This is a genomic window from Flavobacterium sp. (assembly GCF_044338735.1).
Taxonomy (GTDB): Bacteria; Bacteroidota; Bacteroidia; order Flavobacteriales; family Flavobacteriaceae; genus Flavobacterium.
On record NZ_JBIIWV010000158.1, the window covers coordinates 1 to 4,609 of the forward strand.

6 protein-coding genes are annotated in these 4,609 nt (G+C 33.8%); 2 read left to right on the forward strand and 4 right to left on the reverse strand.

Going from position 1 to position 4,609, the window contains the following annotated elements:
* The 3 genes from ACIQZC_RS09185 to ACIQZC_RS09195 form a co-directional block, all read right to left on the reverse strand.
* Window positions 1-403, reverse strand: a 403-nt coding sequence (locus tag ACIQZC_RS09185; protein ID WP_396138930.1) for an ABC transporter permease subunit, incomplete at its 3' end; no start/stop codon positions are given.
* Between the two features lie 146 nt (window positions 404-549).
* The gene (locus ACIQZC_RS09190) at window positions 550-846 is read right to left on the reverse strand and encodes a putative quinol monooxygenase (protein ID WP_396138931.1); all 297 of its coding nucleotides are present in this window, start codon (window positions 844-846) and stop codon (window positions 550-552) included.
* Window positions 847-849: 3 nt separating this feature from the next.
* The gene (locus ACIQZC_RS09195; protein ID WP_396138932.1) at window positions 850-1,680 is read right to left on the reverse strand and encodes an S-adenosyl-l-methionine hydroxide adenosyltransferase family protein; all 831 of its coding nucleotides are present in this window, start codon (window positions 1,678-1,680) and stop codon (window positions 850-852) included.
* Window positions 1,681-1,786: 106 nt separating this feature from the next.
* On the opposite strand from ACIQZC_RS09195, the gene ACIQZC_RS09200 reads away from it, so the two are divergent.
* Window positions 1,787-2,740, forward strand: coding sequence for a PhoH family protein (locus tag ACIQZC_RS09200; protein WP_396138933.1), 954 nt, complete (start codon window positions 1,787-1,789; stop codon window positions 2,738-2,740).
* Window positions 2,741-2,814: 74 nt separating this feature from the next.
* Window positions 2,815-3,765 carry a phosphoribosylaminoimidazolesuccinocarboxamide synthase gene (locus ACIQZC_RS09205; RefSeq protein ID WP_396138934.1) on the forward strand — a complete coding sequence of 317 codons (951 nt, stop codon included), beginning with the start codon at window positions 2,815-2,817 and terminating at the stop codon, window positions 3,763-3,765.
* Between the two features lie 97 nt (window positions 3,766-3,862).
* On the opposite strand, the gene ACIQZC_RS09210 is transcribed toward ACIQZC_RS09205, so the two are convergent.
* Window positions 3,863-4,609: DUF2490 domain-containing protein (locus tag ACIQZC_RS09210; protein WP_396138935.1), on the reverse strand; the 747-nt coding region annotated here is incomplete at its 5' end.

The window sequence follows — 4,609 nt, forward strand, 5'->3', positions numbered from 1 at the left end:
TTCCCATGTCAATATTGCCTTGCGGATTTCCAAAATGTGAAATAGTGAAAACATAAATCACTGTAGGAACAATTGCTAAAACAATCAAAATAAAAGCGCCAAGAAATTTTCCATTAACGATGTCCCAGTTGGAAAGCGGTTTGGTAAACAACAACTCAATAGTTCCTTGTTTTTTTTCATCGGAAAAACTGCGCATGGTTACCGCTGGAATTAAGAAAATTAAGATCCACGGTGCTAATTTAAAAAACGGACTTAAATCGGCAAACCCCGAGTTTAATATATTGAATTCGCCTTCAAATACCCAAAGAAATAATCCGTTGAGTAAAAGAAAAATAGCGATAACTAAATAGCCTATTGGCGAACCAAAAAAGGATTTAATTTCGCGAAGTAATAATGCTTTCATTTGTTTTTTTATTTTTCGTTTCAGGTTTAAAGTTTAGCTGCGCTCAATTCGGCTGCGCCTCGGGTCAGGTTTCAAGTTTCAGGTTTCAAGTTTCAGGTTTCAGGTTTCTTCCAATTGTCCATCACCCATCACCCATCACCCATCACCTAAACTAAAGAAACCAATCTATCTAAGCTCCACGCTTCGGGTTTATCGCTAAATAATGTTTTAGTATAACTCCAAACTTCGTTAAATAGTATCGAGTTTCTATAATTTTCTAATGCTTGTTCGTTTTCCCAATAACTGTAAGTAAAAAAGATACATTGGTCATTTTTATCTTGATACAATTCTAAAAACTGATTCCCTTCAAAATTGCGAATGTGTTGCTTCACGGCCTCAAAATTAGTTAAAAAAGCCTCAATTTTATCTTCGTGAAAACGCATTTTTACAATTCGTACAAACATGTTTTAATTTTTAAATTCGACCGTTATGGTATCTCTAAATTTTATTCCTAATAAAGTTGAAGCAGAGCCAACGGTTTTTGGGTTACTTTTATAAATAGCGATTTCTAAAAATCCATTTTCATTAAATAGGGCTAAAAAGTCGCCTTCAAAATCTTTCAATTGTTTCTTTTCAACCACCGGAAAATCGGAATAGTTTTTATGGATACGATTTAGCTTTTTATTTTTAACTTGAATTTCAAATTTTCGATTGCGAGCCACTTCAATAAACTGCTTTTGAGAAATATTGGTCACACAATTACCAAAAGAATCAATATAAATGATTTGTCCTTTTACTGAAGATAAATCATTTGAAACTATCGGATTGACTGCATTAACAGGTTTTAATTCGTTAATTTCTTTACCAATAACATTCAATAAACCACCTCGAGCTATATGTGCTGCAACGGCTACAAAAACATCTATATCACTTGCATTAGTATTTAGTCGTTCATGAATATTAATTGCTACTATTTTTTGAGCCACCTTTTTTTGCAGTAATACATTTAAAATGCCATTATCGGCACAAATGAAAAAGTGATCGTCCCATTGCAATGCAATATGTTGCATATCGCCCACACGCTCACTATCTACTCCGATAATGTGAATAGTTCCTTTGGGAAAACTTGAATAAGCCGCTTCAATGCAATAACTAGCTTCTAAAGTATTGAATAAATCAATGTCATGCGAAATGTCAATTATCGTTGCATCGTTTAATTCAGAAACTATTTTTCCTTTCAAAGCACCTACAAAATAGTCTTTGTGTCCAAAATCGGTAGTTAGCGTAATTATTGACATTTTTTTGTTTATAACTTATTTATAAAGCAATAGTTGTTTTTACTAAATTTGAATACAAATCTACTACAAATTTAGCGTTTCAAAAATAATTAAAAAAACAAAGCCTTTGAACGAAAGAACTATAGAATTAATCGACATTGCTCCAAAAGATTTTTGGGGCACACAAGATGCTCATCTTGAAACTATTAAAAAGTATTATCCAAAGTTAAAAATTGTGGCTCGAGGGACTACTTTGAAAGCCTTTGGTGAAGGTGAAATTTTAGACGAATTTGAATCGCGTTTTAGGAGATTAATGAATCATTTTTCGAGATACAACAGTATTGATGATAATGTAATTCTTCGTGTTTTAGAAACCAGTCAACAACATGACACGGAACACATGCACGATCGTGATAAAATTCTTGTGCATGGGATAGGTGGAAAGCTCATCAAAGCGATGACGCCTAACCAACAAAGATTGGTTGATACCATATACACACACGATATGGTGTTTGCTATTGGTCCTGCCGGAACAGGAAAAACCTATACTGGTGTAGCTATGGCCGTAAAAGCTTTGAAAGAGAAACAAGTCAAGCGCATTATTTTAACACGACCAGCGGTCGAAGCAGGTGAAAATCTTGGATTTCTTCCAGGCGACATGAAGGAAAAATTAGATCCTTATATGCAACCATTATACGATGCATTGCGAGATATGCTGCCACCACAAACCCTTGAAGATTATATTTTGAAAGGTATTATTCAAATTGCACCCTTAGCATTTATGCGTGGTCGCACGTTAGATAATGCTTTTGTGATTTTAGACGAAGCCCAAAATACAACTCATTCACAAATGAAAATGTTTTTAACGCGAATGGGAAAAAATGCTAAATTCATGATTACAGGCGACCCTGGTCAGGTAGATTTACCAAGAAGAACTATTTCAGGATTGAAGGAAGCGATTCTCATTTTGAAAGATGTAGAAGGTGTGGGTATAATCTATTTAGACGACAAAGATATTGTACGCCATAGATTAGTCAAGAAAATTATTGATGCGTATAAAAGCATTGAAAATAACGATTAAATTATTCCTAAAAAGAGACACTAATATTAGTGTCTTTTTTTTACTTTTGCACCACACAACAAACACCACAACACATGAATACAATTACCACTACAAATTTTAATTTTCCAGGACAAAAATCGGTTTACAGAGGAAAAGTTAGAGAAGTGTACAACATCAATGATGACTTATTAGTGATGGTGGCAACCGATCGACTTTCGGCATTTGATGTGGTTTTACCCAAAGGAATTCCTTATAAAGGACAAATTCTAAACCAAATTGCGACAAAGTTTATGGAATTGACTTCAGATATTGTGCCGAATTGGTTAGTGGCTACTCCTGATCCAAATGTGGCAGTGGGACATTTATGCGAACCTTTTAAAGTGGAAATGGTTATTCGGGGTTATTTATCAGGACATGCAGCACGTGAATATGCAGCAGGAAGAAGAATCCTTTGCGGTGTGGAAATGCCTGAAGGATTAAAAGAAAACGATCAATTTCCAACACCAATCATAACGCCAACAACCAAAGCCGATAACGGTTCGCATGATGAAGACATTTCTCGCGAAGCTATTTTAGCGAATGGAATTGTAACAGAAGCAGATTATTTAATATTAGAAAAATACACCAGAGCGTTATACCAAAGAGGAACTGAAATTGCAGCGTCTCGCGGATTAATTTTAGTAGATACAAAATATGAATTTGGGAAAACCAAAGACGGTCAAATCGTGTTGATTGACGAAATTCACACACCCGATTCTTCGCGGTATTTTTATGCAGAAGGCTACCAAGAAAGACAAAACAACAACGAAGAACAAAAACAATTGTCAAAAGAGTTCGTGCGTCGCTGGTTGATTGAAAATGGTTTTCAAGGCAAAGAAGGGCAACAAATTCCTAACATGACTGATGAATACATTGAAACCGTTTCAGAGCGTTACATTGAATTATTTGAAAATATCATTGGTGAATCTTTTGTAAAAGCGGATATAACGAATATTCAAGAACGTATTGAGAAAAATGTTTTGAGTTATTTAGAAAAAAGATAAATTATCAATACTTATAAACAAAAAATCCTGAGAAAAATCAGGATTTTTTTTATAATCTAAAATAGCGAGTAGCTATAAACAGCTGATGGTACAGTTTTTATTTCTTTGTTGTCAAGTCAATATTGAAATAAGCGTTTAAAATAAGTCCATTGTTATGTTGAAATACATTTCTGTTGTTTACTTCACGTCCAAGTTGAAGTATTTGGTTTAAATAACCTCCTTCAATTCTTATTGATGGACTAAATTTGTATCCAATCAATATACCAACTCTATTTTGATCAAAAATATTTTCATTAACATTTTTGCCAAAGCCTATAAAAACTTCATCATAAATTGCTAAGTAAGCTGTTTTATCTTTAATTTCTTTGCCTTTCAATGGAATTTGCATACGAAACATATATCTTAATCTATTCAAAAACGGGAATTCATCCTCAGTTGTCAAATTAGCGTTTGAATATCGTCCTACCCAACGTTGTTCAAGCATAAAGCGGTGGGACAAATCGACAATAGAAACTTTATCGGTTATAGTTGCCATTTGAAATAAACGATGTTCGGTAAAATCTTTCCCCATTCCGTTAATAGGAATTTCTCCATAAGGAAATGTTTCTATCCAAGCATAACCAAGTCTCAATTGTATTCTAGGGTTGAGTTGGTAATTAACTCCTACACGCAATAAACTCTGTTGCCATTCAGTAATTGTTTCAGTTCTACGAAACTGATATTCTGTGTGGATACCAAACTTTTGAGAAACTTTAAATGTCCCAAAATAATTATACCATCCGATAGTATTATGGTTGTTTATTCTAGAATTTTGAGCATTTATTGAGCTTGAAAAACTTAATAA